This is a genomic window from Ciceribacter sp. L1K23 (assembly GCF_018122705.1).
Classification (GTDB): Bacteria; Pseudomonadota; Alphaproteobacteria; order Rhizobiales; family Rhizobiaceae; genus Allorhizobium.
Map to the genome: position 1 here is coordinate 3,165,308 of NZ_JAGRRC010000001.1, position 13,513 is coordinate 3,178,820.

Annotated in this window: 19 protein-coding genes; 12 read left to right on the forward strand and 7 right to left on the reverse strand. The window is 58.5% G+C overall.

The window, feature by feature from the left end; genetic code table 11:
* Positions 1 to 119: 119 nt before the first annotated feature.
* Positions 120 to 944: a manganese catalase family protein gene (locus J5J10_RS15280; RefSeq protein ID WP_211930508.1), complete on the reverse strand. Its 825-nt coding sequence runs from the start codon at positions 942 to 944 to the stop codon at positions 120 to 122.
* Between the two features lie 178 nt (positions 945 to 1,122).
* Here J5J10_RS15280 and J5J10_RS15285 point away from each other — a divergent pair, with 178 nt between their 5' ends.
* Together J5J10_RS15285 and J5J10_RS15290 are read left to right on the forward strand one after the other, a co-directional pair.
* On the forward strand, positions 1,123 to 1,599 hold the full coding sequence (locus J5J10_RS15285; protein WP_208552455.1) for a sigma-70 family RNA polymerase sigma factor: 477 nt from the start codon (positions 1,123 to 1,125) through the stop codon (positions 1,597 to 1,599).
* A 240-nt stretch (positions 1,600 to 1,839) separates the two neighbouring features.
* Positions 1,840 to 2,571, forward strand: a complete 732-nt coding sequence (locus tag J5J10_RS15290; RefSeq protein WP_349252093.1) for a Crp/Fnr family transcriptional regulator — start codon at positions 1,840 to 1,842, stop codon at positions 2,569 to 2,571.
* 29 nt (positions 2,572 to 2,600) lie between these two features.
* On the opposite strand, the gene J5J10_RS15295 is transcribed toward J5J10_RS15290, so the two are convergent.
* Positions 2,601 to 3,323, reverse strand: a complete 723-nt coding sequence (locus J5J10_RS15295; protein ID WP_211930509.1) for a Crp/Fnr family transcriptional regulator — start codon at positions 3,321 to 3,323, stop codon at positions 2,601 to 2,603.
* Between the two features lie 187 nt (positions 3,324 to 3,510).
* Here J5J10_RS15295 and J5J10_RS15300 point away from each other — a divergent pair, with 187 nt between their 5' ends.
* From J5J10_RS15300 to J5J10_RS15310, 3 genes are all read left to right on the forward strand, one after another.
* Positions 3,511 to 3,882 (forward strand): hypothetical protein, encoded by a 372-nt coding sequence (locus tag J5J10_RS15300; RefSeq protein WP_211930510.1) that lies wholly within the window; start codon positions 3,511 to 3,513, stop codon positions 3,880 to 3,882.
* Between the two features lie 76 nt (positions 3,883 to 3,958).
* The gene (locus J5J10_RS15305; RefSeq protein ID WP_208552461.1) at positions 3,959 to 4,225 is read left to right on the forward strand and encodes a hypothetical protein; all 267 of its coding nucleotides are present in this window, start codon (positions 3,959 to 3,961) and stop codon (positions 4,223 to 4,225) included.
* A 13-nt stretch (positions 4,226 to 4,238) separates the two neighbouring features.
* Positions 4,239 to 4,436 carry a hypothetical protein gene (locus tag J5J10_RS15310; RefSeq protein ID WP_208552462.1) on the forward strand — a complete coding sequence of 66 codons (198 nt, stop codon included), beginning with the start codon at positions 4,239 to 4,241 and terminating at the stop codon, positions 4,434 to 4,436.
* 27 nt (positions 4,437 to 4,463) lie between these two features.
* Here the strand turns inward: J5J10_RS15310 and J5J10_RS15315 are convergent, their stop codons facing one another.
* Together J5J10_RS15315 and treZ are read right to left on the reverse strand one after the other, a co-directional pair.
* Complete coding sequence (locus tag J5J10_RS15315) at positions 4,464 to 5,054, reverse strand: HD domain-containing protein (protein WP_211930511.1); 591 nt, start codon at positions 5,052 to 5,054, stop codon at positions 4,464 to 4,466.
* Positions 5,055 to 5,339: 285 nt separating this feature from the next.
* Positions 5,340 to 7,307 (reverse strand): malto-oligosyltrehalose trehalohydrolase, encoded by a 1,968-nt coding sequence (gene treZ / locus J5J10_RS15320; protein ID WP_211930512.1) that lies wholly within the window; start codon positions 7,305 to 7,307, stop codon positions 5,340 to 5,342.
* A 12-nt stretch (positions 7,308 to 7,319) separates the two neighbouring features.
* On the opposite strand from treZ, the gene J5J10_RS15325 reads away from it, so the two are divergent.
* Genes J5J10_RS15325 through J5J10_RS15340 form a run of 4 tightly spaced genes read left to right on the forward strand, consistent with a single transcriptional unit; the run spans position 7,320 to position 9,109 of the window.
* Entirely contained in the window at positions 7,320 to 7,631 is a 312-nt protein-coding gene (locus tag J5J10_RS15325) for a hypothetical protein (protein WP_211930513.1), read from the forward strand.
* 36 nt (positions 7,632 to 7,667) lie between these two features.
* Positions 7,668 to 7,895 (forward strand): hypothetical protein, encoded by a 228-nt coding sequence (locus J5J10_RS15330; protein ID WP_208552472.1) that lies wholly within the window; start codon positions 7,668 to 7,670, stop codon positions 7,893 to 7,895.
* Entirely contained in the window at positions 7,892 to 8,506 is a 615-nt protein-coding gene (locus tag J5J10_RS15335) for an NAD(P)H-dependent oxidoreductase (protein WP_211930514.1), read from the forward strand. The genes J5J10_RS15330 and J5J10_RS15335 overlap by 4 nt, the downstream gene beginning before the upstream one ends.
* A gap of 27 nt (positions 8,507 to 8,533) precedes the next feature.
* The gene (locus tag J5J10_RS15340; RefSeq protein ID WP_208552476.1) at positions 8,534 to 9,109 is read left to right on the forward strand and encodes an exopolysaccharide biosynthesis protein; all 576 of its coding nucleotides are present in this window, start codon (positions 8,534 to 8,536) and stop codon (positions 9,107 to 9,109) included.
* A gap of 1 nt (position 9,110) precedes the next feature.
* Here the strand turns inward: J5J10_RS15340 and J5J10_RS15345 are convergent, their stop codons facing one another.
* The 3 genes from J5J10_RS15345 to J5J10_RS15355 all read right to left on the reverse strand — a co-directional run bounded on the left by J5J10_RS15345 (position 9,111) and on the right by J5J10_RS15355 (position 10,557).
* Positions 9,111 to 9,668: a DUF4142 domain-containing protein gene (locus J5J10_RS15345; RefSeq protein ID WP_211930515.1), complete on the reverse strand. Its 558-nt coding sequence runs from the start codon at positions 9,666 to 9,668 to the stop codon at positions 9,111 to 9,113.
* 78 nt (positions 9,669 to 9,746) lie between these two features.
* Positions 9,747 to 9,920 carry a hypothetical protein gene (locus tag J5J10_RS15350; RefSeq protein WP_211930516.1) on the reverse strand — a complete coding sequence of 58 codons (174 nt, stop codon included), beginning with the start codon at positions 9,918 to 9,920 and terminating at the stop codon, positions 9,747 to 9,749.
* 433 nt (positions 9,921 to 10,353) lie between these two features.
* The gene (locus J5J10_RS15355) at positions 10,354 to 10,557 is read right to left on the reverse strand and encodes a hypothetical protein (protein WP_211930517.1); all 204 of its coding nucleotides are present in this window, start codon (positions 10,555 to 10,557) and stop codon (positions 10,354 to 10,356) included.
* A 228-nt stretch (positions 10,558 to 10,785) separates the two neighbouring features.
* Between J5J10_RS15355 and J5J10_RS15360 the strand changes: the two genes are divergently transcribed.
* The 3 genes from J5J10_RS15360 (at position 10,786) to J5J10_RS15370 (ending at position 13,371) form a co-directional block, all read left to right on the forward strand.
* Complete coding sequence (locus tag J5J10_RS15360; RefSeq protein WP_211930518.1) at positions 10,786 to 11,319, forward strand: sigma-70 family RNA polymerase sigma factor; 534 nt, start codon at positions 10,786 to 10,788, stop codon at positions 11,317 to 11,319.
* Positions 11,320 to 11,444: 125 nt separating this feature from the next.
* Entirely contained in the window at positions 11,445 to 12,749 is a 1,305-nt protein-coding gene (locus J5J10_RS15365; protein WP_211930519.1) for an NAD(P)/FAD-dependent oxidoreductase, read from the forward strand.
* Positions 12,750 to 12,756: 7 nt separating this feature from the next.
* Positions 12,757 to 13,371, forward strand: a complete 615-nt coding sequence (locus J5J10_RS15370; protein ID WP_211930520.1) for a hypothetical protein — start codon at positions 12,757 to 12,759, stop codon at positions 13,369 to 13,371.
* Positions 13,372 to 13,513 lie beyond the last annotated feature (142 nt).

The window sequence follows — 13,513 nt, forward strand, 5'->3', positions numbered from 1 at the left end:
GCCAGAAATTAGGTTCTGTTTCGTCGGCGTGTGAGCAAGCGACGGCCTGGATATCGCGCCAGCGGAGAGGGCTCCGCCAGCTGCCATGACAAATGCTCTTTGGTTCATTTCGGTATTCCCTAGAGTTGCTCGGCTTGAGCACCGCTATTCGGCTTGGCCCGCCCGAGATTGGGCTTTTCGCCGAGCGGCTGCATCGGTTGCGACGAGAAACTGTTGTTGCCGTCGATCGACTGACCCTCGCTCCACCGTCCCTGCACCGGCTCGCTGCCGTCGTTCTGGAAACCAAGGAAGACATAGCTGAAATCGTTGTTTTCCTGCTCCTGAGGAAAGCTGTTCGGTATCGGGAAGACCTCCGATGGTCCGCCCAGTTCCTCGAGCGCCGCCAGCCACTGGTTCTGGTGCATCGTGTCGCGAGCGATCAGGAAGGAGAGCATTTCCTTCATGCCGGGATCATCGGTCATGTTGAAGAGGCGAACAGCCAGGATGCGGCCGGTGGATTCGGCCGTGACATTGGCGGTCATGTCCGCTGCGATGTTGCCGCTGGCGTAAATATGCGACATGTCGAACGGCACGCCGTCGGAGTCTACCGGCATCGCGGCTAGCCCCGCGGAAAGCAGGTTCTTCAAATTGATGCCGCCAAGCACCGCGCCACCCACCGGATCGGCCGCGACTTCTTCTCTGAGCTTGAGTGGAGCGCCCTCTAGGTTGAGTGCGACGGCCGTCGCCAGCATTTCGATATGCCCCAGCTCTTCCGCCGCCGTGTTCATCAGCAGGTCGCGAAACTTGGGATTGCCTCTCGCACCGCAGGCTTGAAAGAAATACTGCATTGCGACGCGGATCTCGCCTTCAATGCCGCCGATCGCCTGTTGCAGGGCCCTTGCGAACAATGGATCAGGCCGCTCGACGCGGACGGGAAACTGCAGCTTGTTGTCTGTGTAGAACATGTCGTCGCTCCTTTGTTGGCGACCGTCTAACAATGCTCCTCTCCGGCTGTTCCACGACAATTCGCTATATCTCGAGGCCAGAACCGTACAGTCGCAAGTGCTATGTACGGTGGAGTACAGAAACTATTGGCGCTCCTGTCCATTGAGTGACCACCATGGAACAAAGGGGCGAGACAGGATGCGCGGAGAACAGGTCGTTGAACTGATACCGGCATTGAGGGCATTTGCGCGGTCCTTTCACGGGTCGCCCGACGATGCCGATGATCTGGTTCAGGAGACACTGATGCGGGCGATCGGCAGCATCGATCAGTTCGAAGAGGGGACGCGCCTCAAATCCTGGCTGTTCACAATAATGCGAAACACCTTTTCGACCCGCTATCGAAAGGGGCAGCGGGAGGTGGTGGGTGTGTCAACGGCGCTTGAGGAGAGCCTGGTGAGCCCCGCCGCACAGGAGTGGGTGGCACAGTCCCAGACAGTGCGCGATGCCATATTGAGACTGCCCGATACCCACCGTGAGGTTCTGGTCCTTATCGCCATTCTGGGTGAGAGTTACGAAGATGCCGCGGAAATCTGCGGATGTCCGGTTGGCACCGTAAAAAGTCGCCTTAGCCGTGCTCGAGAGCGACTTAAAGTCGATCTCGGAGAGCCGGCCTGATGCCGGTAACATTCTTTCACCTGTGCTCGCCATCGTAAATCGCTCCCTGTTTGGAACCAAATAGGCTCCTCCGAGTTCGATGGGGTTGAGGCGGAGACTTCGGCTCCGCCGCAGCACTGACGAGGAGGCGCATCCGTGGACGAGTACGATAACAATGTGACGCGTCAACATCCCGTGCATAAGGACGGCGATGCTGCCGAGGCGAAACATGGGAGCAAGGCATTTCGGTCGACGGGCGCGGTGAGGACGGAGAAGACGCCGCCGGAGTTCAACAAACTGCTTGCCCTGCTTCCGCCGGAGGAGATGGCCGCAATTACGCCTGATCTCGATTTCGTGATGCTTAAAAAGGGGCAGTTGCTCGGCAGCATCGACCAGCCTCTTGAGTATGTCTACTTCATCACCGCCGGTCTCGGCTCGGTGGTACTGACGACTCCGGAAGGTCGGCGTGCTGAAGCCGGCATCTTTGGTTTTGAGGGTCACGTTCCGGCCCCGGCGATTACGGGGACATCACTTAGCCTGCACGACGTGACCATTCAGATTGCTGGCTCTGCCTATCGCATAAGCTATGCCGACTTTAGGCGCGGAATGGAAACCCTGGAGCTTTTTCCGAAGCTTATGATGAGGGCCTCCGAGGCGTTCGCCGTACAGCTTGCATATACAGCGGTTTCGAATGCTGTCCATGACATCAGCGTGCGGCTGGCCAGGTGGTTGTTGATGTGCCACGATCGGGTGCCAGCCAACGAAATCTCGCTCACGCATGATGCGCTTTCCCTGATGCTTGGCGTGCGACGACCCAGTGTCACCACATCTCTCCACGTCCTTGAGGGCCATGGCCTTATTCGTTCTGAGCGGGGGCTCATCACGATCCGCCATCGCGCCGATCTTGAGGACTACGCCAGAGACGCCTACGGCAAGCCGGAAGAGGAGTATCGCAAGCTTATGGCGGATCTCCCGGGTGACCTTGAAGTGTGATATATCCCCCGAGTGTTCCCACCAACCCGTCAAGACGTTCCCAATCCGCCCACCAATAGTCGGTATTCGTCTTCGGGCGCGCCATAGGTATCGCCAGCAAACTCCTCCAGTCCGCGTCGATCCCTTATCGTGACCCTGCCACGTTCGGAGCGGATGTATTTTCGGCCTTCAAGAATATGGATCGCGGTGGTCACACTCGGTCGTCGCACCCCCAGCATGATTGATAGCTGGTCATGGGTCAGCGCGATCTCGTCGCTTCCCACGCGGTCGTGAAACATCAACAGCCACCGAGCGAGGCGCTCGTCTATCTGGCGCGAAACATTGCATAGCGCAGTGAAGGAAATTTGCGAGACGAACGTCTGTACGAAGCGCGCCAGAACATTGGCAAAGACGCTGTGCTGGGCGATGGCGTCGCTCATTTGTTTCATGGGCATCCGGTGACCATGACCCTCGACCTGCATCACGACTTCGTGGACACTGGTTATGCCACCCACCAGTGCAGAGGTGGGAGAGAAGCCTTCACGGCCAAACATGCCCGCTTCTGCCCGGCGACCTTGTGAAGATATGGTTATGACCGAGCCGACCCCCGCCGATGGAAAATATGCATGATCGACCGGCGCTCCGGCTTTCACCATCGCATAGCCGCGGGGTAGTTCGATCGGTTGCAGGCTCTTGTTGATTTCCAGGAATTCGCTTTTCGGCAACAGTGCAAGTAGGTGGTTCTGAATATCTGGTTGAAGTACGGCGGACATGGCTCTCTATCGCTTCGGGCGAAAGCCGCCGGGACCTTCCGCCGTCGGGCCCTTACAAATCAGACGGTTAATGTCGATATATCATCGAGTATCAGGTGTGGGTTTTAGGTACGCTGGCGGACGATCGGCCACGTCGAAGATCGTTGATGCTAAATGGGAGCATGGGCGCTCGGACCCGAGGAGCATCATGTTCATGAAGAGAACGAACGTTGCACTGGTCGTGGAAGACCAGCCATTGATCGCGCTGGAAATTGAGCAAATTCTAAAGGATGCGGGTTGGCGCGATATCCTTACATTCGTTTCCGCAGGGGAAACCGAGAATTGGCTGGCGCGTCAACTTCCTTCGGTCGCGGTCATTGAGGCAAGCGTGCAGGACGGTCACTGTGAAACGATCGCTCGGATGCTCAGCGATCACGCGGTCCCGTTCATTGTGCATAGCGTTGAAAATGAAGGGAGACGCCTTAGCTCGCCGCTGCGAAACTGCAAGGCGTGGATCGAGAAGCCTGGCACACCGGAGATGTTTGTTGCTGCTCTGGGGCGGCGCTTCGACGGCTTTTGACGATAATGGTCACCGGAACAATCCTCCGCTCCGTGAGTTCGCTAAGGTGATCCGAAACCATCATCTGGAGGCGTCGATGAGCGAAGCGAAAAAGAGCACCAATCACGATACTATCCGCTTCTGGATCGAAAGCCGTGGAGGGCGCCCGTCGAAGGTTAGCGGGGCCAGTCATGGAGGAATTCTCCGGATCGATTTCGGAGAGCCCGAGGAAAATCTCGAAGAGATCGAATGGAAAGAATTCTTCGATATCTTCGAGGATTCCAAGCTCGCCTTTCTCTATCAGGACGAAACTGGCGATGGCGCCGAGAGCCGATTTAACAAGTTCGTTTCACGAGACAGCTGATAGGGAAATGCAAATGACCGGCTCGGAAAAGAAAGTTCAAAAGATCCACAAGGATGCGCAGGGACAGTTTGCGCCTAAGCAGGCGGGTGGACAAAGCGACGGGGTCGCGAGCGCAAAACCGACGGTGATTACCGGATCGGAGGACGCAACGGAGCATAACCGCCCGCCGAAGCCGTCAGGCTCTTCCCGCGCCGGTCGTCATCGGCCGTGAAAACGGTCAACACAAATACGACAGGAATCATCTGACACCACTGGCCAGGGGGCCAGAATTTTGATCAGGGCGCACAATTCCCAGTTCCGTCAGCAAAGACCTCATAAAAGGGCGTGGCGTTTCCTCAGCCTTCCGCTCGTAGGGGGAAATGCCGATCATCTGGCAGAACATCTCCAGGTTTTCACTATACGGCGAGGCATCGAGACCAGCCGCGTCGCATTGGTCGATGTTGTCTTCCAGGTCCGCGATCTTGATACGGGAGGCGATCGGATTACGTGCGATGCGGATCAGGAATGCGTGCTCACTTTCATCCTTTTGCCGGGTGAGAGCTGAGACCGCTTCGACGACCATGTCCGAGAATCCCTCTTCTCTGAGCTGGGAGGCAGACCAGCCATTGCCCTTCTCAAGCGTATCATGAAGAAAACCCACCGCCCGTTCTTCGGTGGTGGAAAAGCGATTGGCGACACGCTCGCAATGGGTGGTGTAGGGACGTCCTGTCTTGTCGCGCTGACCCGCATGAGCTCGGGCTGCGATCCGCTGAGCACGCAGCAGACCCTGTTGCTCCGGGCTTACAGCCGGCCTTTGGGTTCTCGTATCGGTCCTGATGATCTCGCGCATCCTTCAAACTCCCTGACCTTGTCCACCAGAACCCGCCAGCACAGGGTCCGTTCCACTGAGACGCAAACAGTCGAAGCATTCTTCGGGGGCGTACCGATCCGCTGATGACCATGGCTCCGGACCGAAGCCGCGTGAAGAGGCGCCTGCGGGCTGGGTCTCCGCAATCGTGTCATCCCTCCAAAGTCAGCCTCTTCACACGCGCCCATGACCCTGGGTTCCCGGTGGCACCACGCCGTATCTCGTGGCGATCTGACAATATCAGGCCGCCAAGACGGAATCCGGCAGCTATAGAAGATTTGCTAGGCTGAATAGGACACTGAACGCGGGGAGGATACCGTCCCTCGGCAACTGTCCATAGATCAGTTCACCGGAAACGACAGGCGGCGCTGTCGCCTCTTCTTCCGTCAGATTGGCGCGCATTTGCAGCAGGCTCTTCCCGAATCTCCAATCGATGGCGATCAGCCCATCCGGAGTCTCATGGCCGATTGCGCCGCGATATTTCGTCTGTGCGTGAAGTGGCCATATGAGACGCTGCCGCTTGTCGAGAAGGTCGGCAACAAAAGAGCTCCATCGCTCAGCGTCCCGGCTTTCGGTTGCGCTGTGGTCGATCTTCGATTGCAGGAAGGTTTCGACTGCATTTGGATCGGGAACGTCGGAAACGGTCTCCCCCTTCATATCCTGAAATAACCACGCCTGCTCCAACCTGCCGCGGCGCTCCTGTTCATGGAGCTCTTCCGGATGGTCGGAGAAGAAGAAAAAAGGCCGGCGTGTCGCAAACTCCTCGCCCATGAACATAAGCGGAGTTTGCGGTGATAGCAGGAGAATTTCCGTCAGCGCTTTGACGATGGGCGGCTCCGCGAGATTCAGCAACCGTTCTCCGCGCACACGATTGCCAATCTGGTCGTGATTTTGCAAAAAGTTGATGAACGCCGTCGGTGGAAGATCAGCGCTTAACTCGCCGACCACCTTGCCGTCCTGCGGGCGAGCCTCGCCCTGATAGACGAAACCCTCGGTGAGCGACCGGCGCAATTTCTGCCACGGCTTGTCGCAGAAATTGACGTAAAATCCTCCCGTTTCTCCTGTGGCGATCGCGTGTGCGACATGATGGAAATCATCGTTCCATTCAGCCTTGCAGAGAGGTCCCTTATCGCGTCCCGGCCGCATTGGTTCTGCCACGTTACGTGCATCCTCAATCATCAGGTGGATGTGCCGGCCAGAGTATTGACGGCGTATTTCACGGGAAATTTCCGAGAGCAGTTCCGGATTTCCGCTGTCATTGACCAGACAGTCGGCGGCGTCTAGCCGCAACCCGTCAAGCCGGAACTCCCTCAGCCAGTAGAGGGCATTGTCCAGGAAATAACGCCGGACCTCCGGCCGCGAGAGGTCCGGGGCCGGGCCCCAGGGAGAGCCCTCCGCCTTGAAGAACTCAGGCGTAGAGCGCTCGAGGTCATTTCCCAGATGGCCGAAGTGATTGTAGACGACATCGAGGAATACCATCAGCCCGAGCCCGTGCGCGGCATCCACCAGTTGACGGAAATCGTCTGGCGTACCGTAGGCTGGGTGTGGGGCGTATTGCAGAACGCCGTCATAGCCCCAGCCGCGCTGCCCGTCGAAGGCCGCCACGGGCATGATTTCGATGGCGGTGAAACCCTGGTCCGCGAGCCTTTGCAAATGCGGTATCGCAGCAACGAAAGTGCCCTCGGATGTGAACGCTCCCACATGGAGCTCATAGATGATGGCCTCGTGCCATGGACGCCCGGTCCACTCCGTGTAGCGCCACCCGTAGCTGAGGTCCGCGACAACCGAGCGTCCTGACACTGACTCCGCCTGCCGGCGGGACGCCGGATCGGCGACCTCGCTCCCGTCGGATAGAACGAAACAGTAGGTCTCGCCGGGCTGCGCCTCTGTCTCTAGCTCATGCCAGCCGGCAAGAGTCCGGACCATCGGCATGCTTGCGTCGCCCAGACGCAGACGGATCAGATCGTGCCGCGGCGCCCAAAGGCGAAATGAAGCCCGTTGACCGTCAATCATCTCGGCACCCCAGGCGTACCGACGGGTGTAAGGTTGCGGGTTTGAGCGGGCGTTTTGCTTAATTTGCTCGGCTGTCATGGATTTGTTTCTCCAAGGTGGCGGCGAATAACCAGACGGCACCGAGGATGTTCCATCTCCCCGGGCGGCTGATAAACATTCAGGGTGCTCGGGAAACAAGGGAACCTGGTGGAGGTCCGGGAGTTTGAAAACCAGCAGGGTCAACCGAGGTCCATGATGGATACGCAACTGAAGATTTACCGCCTTGTGCCGCAGGCTCCTCCTTCGGATCCGAACTGGCAGAATGCGATTTTCCAGGGAGAGGTGCGCGTCTGTGCGGTATCGCCTGGCGACGCCAGACTTGTTGCGGCCCAGGCCGAGGGTGATTTTCCCCAACGGGACGCGAAGCCTGCGGAAGGGGTGTCGACTATAAACGGTTCCGCCTTCCTCAACGAGAAACTCTTCACCGTGATCCTGGAGGACGGAGAGGCCGATGTCGGCCGGAGGGTCCGGGGTGTGGTGAGTGGGACGATAGACGTCATCACCTAATGCCGTCCAACCGGCGCAGGAACGAGGAGCAATAAGATGGCTATCAAAAAACCACGTGACGGGGCCGCCGGCACGACCGATCAGTCACCGCGATGGGAAGGGCCGCAGGAAAACACCCCGAGCGGCTATCTTCCAGCCAAGGATGATCCCGACCACGATCGTGATGCTGTTGGAGAAAACCTTCAGGATCCCCGGAAGAAGACGGTCTCCGACGGGTTGAAAACGGGTGACGATGACAACTCATCCAAAGGGAGCCGCCAGTGACGCTTAAAGCCCTCGCATTCAATGCGACACTGAAACCGAGCGGGAATACCGCGGCCTCATCGACGGATTTTCTGCTGGAACAATTTCGGGCAGCGTTTGCCCGATCGTCGATCGAACTTCCCATCATCCGGTTGGTGGACCATGACATCAAGCCGGGCGTAAGCGCCGACGAAGGCGGCGGCGATGCCTGGCCCTCCATCCGGCAGCAGCTCATGGATGCCGATATTCTTGTGATGGCGACGCCCATCTGGATGGGCCAGCCCTCCAGCGTGTGCAAACGTGCGCTGGAGCGAATGGATGCGTTTCTCGGAGAGACAGACGATTCGGGTCGCATGCCTACGTTCGGAAAGGTTGCCCTAGTCGGTGTCGTCGGCAATGAGGACGGCGCACATCACGTTTCAGCCGAACTCTATCAGGCGCTGAACGACGTCGGCTACACGCTTCCGCCCAATGCTGTTGGCTATTGGGTCGGTGAAGCGATGTCGTCGGTCAATCTAGTCGATCTGGACGAGATCCCCGAGAAAGTGAAGACAACGGTCAACATGGCGGTATCGAACGCCCTTCATCTGGCCCGTCTTCTTTCAGAGGCACCTTATCCACCTCCGGCCTGAGGCCGGAGCCGACGTGGAGGCGACACTGTGGCGGATGACGTAACAGCGCTGCTCGACAGCATAGATGATGCATGCGACCGCGACGAGCGCCTGACGATCGCCGCTATTCAGGAGATCGCGGGCAGGAGGGCCAGTGCGCCTCTTATCCTTTTGCCGGGTCTTGCCATCCTGTCACCGCTGAGCGGCATACCGACAGTACCAACCTTCCTGGGACTGGTAATCGGTCTGGTCAGCCTTCAGATCATGCTGGGTCGCAGCACGATCTGGCTTCCGAAACGGTTGGGTACGTCCGGTATTTCCGCCGGACGTGCCAAGCGTGCCGTCGGGTGGGTCCGTCCGGTCGCCGGTGTTATCGACCGGTTCAGCAGCCGGCGTCTCGAATGGTTCGCCAATCCGGTCTCGGTAAGACTTGCCGGCCTGATGTGTCTCCTCATCGCCGTCTGCATGCCGGCGATGGAATTGGTGCCCTTCTCCAGCTCCATCGCCGGCATGTTTGTTGCCGTTCTCGGCCTAGCGCTCATGACCCACGACGGCCTTTTGTTCGCCTTCGCGTATCTTTTGTTTGCCGGAGCGGTTGCCGCGGCGGCCTTGTTGGTGGCCTGATCTAGTCATTGGCACCGGTTCGGGCCTTCAGGAAATGCGTGCGTAATGTCGGATAGACTGACTGGGCGTACGCCTTCAAAGGTCCGGCGGCACCGCGATCTGCGTAAAGCGCGACAAGCGCCATGGCGGATTGGTGGGACACCATCTGAGCAGAGAGAAAGGCTGAATCGAAGTCGGCGTCGGACGCCGAGGTCAGCGCGTTCAGCTTCTGTGTCTGCGAAGAGTCCAAGGCAAAATCGACTGTCACCGACTGCGCCCGGGCTGCAGCTTCAAGCTCGGATTGCACTTTCCGGTGGTCGGCGATCAATTGCCTCGCATAATCTGTGACGAACGGATCGGCGCTGCGCTTTAGAGCGAGTTCAGCCGTCTTGATTTCCAAAAGGTTCGACGATGCCGCCCTTGCGGCGAACTCGTCCGGCGCTGGTGCTTCTCCCTGGGGCGCGTCGGCGGGTGTAGGAGGTGTCGGTATCTCCGTTGCCGGTGACGGCTGCGGCGTTTGTGCGAGCACCGCGGCCGGCGTAAACGTGAGAGCGATTGCGGTAATAAGTGTCGTGTGCATGGATGGTCTCCCTTCGAGAGTCCAACCATGCGGCCGTTACCTTTGTTCCTCCGGCCGGTTCAAGGTTCCGTGGGATTATCATCCCGACCGTAATTCGCCTTTATCGTCGAGGCGCTTTTGCAGTTCTTCGGCAAGCTCCATTATCTTGGCGGGTACGGGTATCGTTTTCAGTTCCGTTAGAAGTTCCGATACCGCCTTTTCGAGATCGGTATCAGTCGCACCTTTCCCGCTTTGTCGTTTTTCGTCTCGCATCTGGTCCTCGTCGCGCGCGGGAAATAGTCTGCAGAAGGCATACGCGATAAATCATGCCCTGGATTTGTCAGCCATTCGGCGAAGTCTTTCGTCTCCGCATATGGAACCAAACTTACGCGAAGCCGGTTTGATCCGCTGACGCAATGGGTCCACTGTCCTAGGCAATCTCGCCCATTCTGGAGCGGTGAAAGACATTGCGGTTACGCCCGCGGGGGAGTTGCCCCATGACAACTGATCGAGCCGTGTCGGCCAAAGATTTATCGATGCTTCGAATGGTGATGAAGTCACTCAGGCGCCAGCGCAGCGACTATTGTTCGGCCATTGGTGACGAGAACGTCGCGGCTCTGCTGCTGCGCCTTTTCATGGTCGAACGTCGCAGCGAAACAGAGTTGCGCGATCTGCTGGGGGTAAGGGAGGAACGGCGTCCTCCACCTTATTCCGCCGGCTCGGACAGCGCCGGAGCACTGGTTTCGTCCTCGACCGCAGACGGCGGCAAGTCTTCGGTCCGAACATAAGGTTCTTCAACGCGAATAGTATCGGCCGGCTCGGGCGCCCGGACGGCGAAGAAGAAAAGGCCGGCAGCGACGATGACAAAAAGGGCCAGCACGACAGCCTTCATTTCTCTGTGTTTCGACATGGATTTGCTCCTCTGTGTCTGCATGTCTGGCTTCTAACCGAATGCGGTGATGCCTGTTCCCCAGACACTTTCGGGAGCGCATTTGCCCACGAGTCCGTATCATTCTACCACAAGGTTTGGTTTCCCCTGTAAATTCGCGCAGGAGTGGAACCAAAGCGAACGCGGTACATTGCGCCTAGGGGAGCAGTTGAGGGGAAACCGAATTTCAAGCCAAGTTAGGATTTTTCAATGGGCCGAGAGCAGGTTGTCGAACTCATCCCGGCGTTGCGGGCATTTGCCAGATTCTTTTGTCCGCATCCGGAAGATGCTGATGATCTCGTTCAGGAAACGCTCACGCGCGCCATCGCGAATTTCGATCAATATACGGAGGGTACCCGGCTCAAATCCTGGCTCTTCACCATCATGCGCAATACCTTCAGTACAAAATACCGGAAAAGCGGTCGCGAGATGGTCGGCATGCCGCAGGGCATGTTGGAAAGCCTCGTCATCGCCCCTGGTCAGGAGTGGAGTGCACGGGGGAAGGAAGTTTACGCCGCCTTGATGCGGCTTCCCGAGGCATACCGGGAGGTCCTGGTGATGGTCGTCATTCTGGGCGAGAGTTACGAGGACACCGCAAAGGCATGCGGTTGCGCGGTCGGAACGGTCAAGAGCCGGATGAACAGGGCGAGGCAGCGGCTGAAGGAGGAGATGGGAGAGGACGACCGACAGTCGACCCGTCGCTCAGAACGCACTTCTATCAGCGGCATGGCTGAAACACGCTAGACGAAAAGTCCATACGAAGCCGCAGGGTCTGGAACCTCGCCGAAGGTCAGTGGTTGGAAACACAGCCGTCCAAGCCATTGTCTTTGCGGCGACGCTCCACTTTTCCCACTACGGAAGAATGCTCCATGATCGATGTGCATAACCGCTCCGAAATAACGTCGCCAGCGCCCAACACGGCTGAGAGCGCGCGCAGGCGGGTGGTCATTGTCGGAGGTGGTTTCGGCGGGCTTGCTTGCGCGCGTGCACTAGGAGGCAGTGATGTCGACGTGGTGCTGATCGACCGACGCAATCATAATCTCTTCCAGCCGCTTCTCTACCAAGTCGCAACTGCGGCGCTCTCGCCGGCAGACATTTCCGAGCCCATCCGGCAAAGCCTCGCCCGCTATCGCAATATCGGCGTCATTCTCGGCGAGGTCCAGGACATCGACGTGGAACATCAGCGTGTCGTTTTGCGCGAAGGATTGCCAGTCAGTTACGATCAGCTCGTCCTTGCGACGGGGTCTGTCTACAATTACTTCGGCCATGAGACATGGCCGTCGATAGCACCGGGGCTGAAGAGCAACAGGGAGGCGCGGCAAATCCGGGAACGTCTGCTTCTGACGTTCGAGAAGGCCGAAATTACTGCCGATGCCGCCAAGCGGAAAGCTCTTCTGACGAACGTCATCGTCGGCGGAGGACCGACAGGGGTGGAGATGGCGGGTTCGATCGCGGAACTGGGGCAGTTTTTGATAAAGCGCGATTTTCGCAACCTTTCGCGGAACGAATTCCGCGTTCTGCTGCTGGAGGCATCACCGGACATTCTGAACGGCTTTGATGTAAAACTGGTTCGTTACGCTCGTCAGCGCCTTGAGAAGATGGGGGTCGAAGTCAGAACCTGCTCGCCGGTTGAAACGATGACGCCGACGAGCGTTGTGACCAGGGACGAGACCATCAATACCGGGTGCATCGTCTGGGGCGCCGGCGTCAAAGCGTCACCCGTGGCCCAATGGCTGGGGATCGAGGCGGGGCAGGGTGGGCGCGTTCCCGTCGAAGCGGACCTGCGGGTCAAGGCATTCTCGAACATTTACGTCGTCGGCGATGCGGCGCTGTTGCCCGATGACAACGGCAAGCCCCTGCCGGCGCTGGCCCAGGTCGCAAAACAGGAGGGTCATTATCTCGGTCGCATGCTCCGACACCCGCCGACAAACGCACCGGCAGAGCCATTCCGGTTTCGCAACCGGGGCGCCACGGCCGTGATCGGCCGAAACGCGGCCATTTTCGAGTCGGGCAACTGGAAACTGAAGGGTTTTCCCGCGTGGATCTTGTGGGCGATCGTGCACGTCTACCTGCTGATAAACTTCGAGAAGCGGATGCTCGTCACCGTTCAGTGGATATGGCTTTATCTCACGCGGCAGAGAGGCGCTCGCGTCATCGACGAATACGGCGCGTGATGGTGCTATGGCGGACTGGATCAGTACCTGGAGCGAACCGCTCAACGTCGGAATCAATCTCGGCATGCTGGTCGTGTGGCTGGTCTACCTGCATGTCTTTGTGAAAACCTTTCGCCGCAGCACGCGGCCGAGGATCATCATTGCGAGGGCGGTCGGACGGGGTCTCGATTCCTCCTGCTTCGTTTCCAACATGAGTGCTGAATCACTCTACATCGAAAACGTGATCGCGACGGTGGATATGCCTCATGTCAAAGGCGTGGCACCCATTCTCGATGTCGCAGGTCGCAGAGCTGATGATCACGCAAGCGATCAGCGTCAACGGACGCACCAGGGACCGCTGTTATCGGGCGAATACATCAGTATCGGCAGCTTCCGCGAGATCATCGAGAGAGCCTGCAGCCAGTCACTGCCTCCGGGCGGTTTGCAGCCCGGCATCCGGGTCGACGTTCTTGTGGTGGCGGACTATGCGTCGGAGGAGCTTCTCATCGGCGCAAGCCGGACGTTCCGCGTTTCAGACGAAGGGGGGACGCAAACCGTGTCTCCTTGTGAGCCGAGGACCGTTCAGATCACCGGGCGTCGTGAACGGAAAGAGCTTTCGAGGCAGCTCGCTGGTCGGGATTGACACGGCCGCCAGCGGCAGGGGCACCTGGTTTGTTCTTGCATCTTCTTCAATAACTTCCTCATCAGCTTCTTCCGGAACCTAATTCACGCGCCTCGGTTCGGTCGGGAGCCGCGACCACGTTGGCCGCGCAGGAAGAGAGGCA

Bases quoted from the DNA above. Each gene is read 5' to 3' on its own strand.
- J5J10_RS15280 (WP_211930508.1), bottom strand. From the start codon at position 944: ATGTTCTACACAGACAACAAGCTGCAGTTTCCCGTCCGCGTCGAGCGG.
- J5J10_RS15285 (WP_208552455.1), top strand. From the start codon at position 1,123: ATGCGCGGAGAACAGGTCGTTGAACTGATACCGGCATTGAGGGCATTT.
- J5J10_RS15295 (WP_211930509.1), bottom strand. From the start codon at position 3,323: ATGTCCGCCGTACTTCAACCAGATATTCAGAACCACCTACTTGCACTG.
- J5J10_RS15300 (WP_211930510.1), top strand. From the start codon at position 3,511: ATGTTCATGAAGAGAACGAACGTTGCACTGGTCGTGGAAGACCAGCCA.
- J5J10_RS15305 (WP_208552461.1), top strand. From the start codon at position 3,959: ATGAGCGAAGCGAAAAAGAGCACCAATCACGATACTATCCGCTTCTGG.
- J5J10_RS15310 (WP_208552462.1), top strand. From the start codon at position 4,239: ATGACCGGCTCGGAAAAGAAAGTTCAAAAGATCCACAAGGATGCGCAG.
- J5J10_RS15315 (WP_211930511.1), bottom strand. From the start codon at position 5,054: ATGCGCGAGATCATCAGGACCGATACGAGAACCCAAAGGCCGGCTGTA.
- J5J10_RS15325 (WP_211930513.1), top strand. From the start codon at position 7,320: ATGGATACGCAACTGAAGATTTACCGCCTTGTGCCGCAGGCTCCTCCT.
- J5J10_RS15330 (WP_208552472.1), top strand. From the start codon at position 7,668: ATGGCTATCAAAAAACCACGTGACGGGGCCGCCGGCACGACCGATCAG.
- J5J10_RS15345 (WP_211930515.1), bottom strand. From the start codon at position 9,668: ATGCACACGACACTTATTACCGCAATCGCTCTCACGTTTACGCCGGCC.
- J5J10_RS15350 (WP_211930516.1), bottom strand. From the start codon at position 9,920: ATGCGAGACGAAAAACGACAAAGCGGGAAAGGTGCGACTGATACCGAT.
- J5J10_RS15355 (WP_211930517.1), bottom strand. From the start codon at position 10,557: ATGTCGAAACACAGAGAAATGAAGGCTGTCGTGCTGGCCCTTTTTGTC.
- J5J10_RS15360 (WP_211930518.1), top strand. From the start codon at position 10,786: ATGGGCCGAGAGCAGGTTGTCGAACTCATCCCGGCGTTGCGGGCATTT.
- J5J10_RS15365 (WP_211930519.1), top strand. From the start codon at position 11,445: ATGATCGATGTGCATAACCGCTCCGAAATAACGTCGCCAGCGCCCAAC.
- J5J10_RS15370 (WP_211930520.1), top strand. From the start codon at position 12,757: ATGGCGGACTGGATCAGTACCTGGAGCGAACCGCTCAACGTCGGAATC.